The sequence below is a fragment of the Paenalcaligenes sp. Me52 genome (assembly GCF_050487965.1).
Taxonomy (GTDB): domain Bacteria; phylum Pseudomonadota; class Gammaproteobacteria; order Burkholderiales; family Burkholderiaceae_B; genus Paenalcaligenes.
Map to the genome: position 1 here is coordinate 1 of NZ_JBKQFO010000014.1, position 833 is coordinate 833.

Sequence of the window (833 nt, forward strand, 5' to 3'; positions counted from 1 at the left end):
AACGTTCATGCCAAAGTGGAAACGGAAGACGCCGCTGGTAACTCAGCGAGCGCTGAAGCTGACCGTGGTTATGGTGTAGACACTGACTTGCCAGAGGCATCGATCACCATCGGCACCATTGCTGGCGACGATGTGATCAACAAAGCTGAATCTGAGTCTGACGTGACTATCAGCGGTACGGTAGGTAAAGATGTCAAAGCGGGTGACACTGTCACTGTGACTGTGAACGGTAAAGACTACACAACGACCGTAAATGCGGATGGCAAAACGTGGAACGTAGATGTTCCGGGTGCCGAGCTGGCAAAAGACAGCAACGTTCACGCTAAGGTCGAAACGGAAGACGCGGCTGGTAACCCTGCTTCGGCTGAGGCTGACCGCGGTTACGGTGTAGACACTGACTTGCCTGAAGCGGCTATTACGATCGACACGATTGCGGGTGATGATGTCATAAACAAAGCCGAGTCTGAATCTGATGTAACCATCACTGGTACCGTCGGTAAAGATGTGAAGGCAGGCGACACCGTCACGGTAACCGTGAACGGCAAAGACTACACAACGACTGTTAATACTGATGGCAAAACATGGAACGTAGATGTTCCGGGTACTGAGTTGGCTGCTGACTCGAACGTTCATGCCAAAGTGGAAACGGAAGACGCCGCTGGTAACTCAGCGAGCGCTGAAGCTGACCGTGGTTATGGTGTAGACACTGACTTGCCAGAGGCATCGATCACCATCGGCACCATTGCTGGCGACGATGTGATCAACAAAGCTGAATCTGAGTCTGACGTGACTATCAGCGGTACGGTAGGTAAAGATGTCAAAGCGGGTGACAC

At 52.2% G+C, this 833-nt stretch carries 1 protein-coding gene; it reads left to right on the forward strand.

Annotated features, from left to right (window positions below; all coding sequences use genetic code 11):
- Positions 1 to 833, forward strand: an 833-nt coding sequence (locus tag ACLO87_RS16690) for an Ig-like domain-containing protein (protein WP_430224327.1), incomplete at both ends; no start/stop codon positions are given.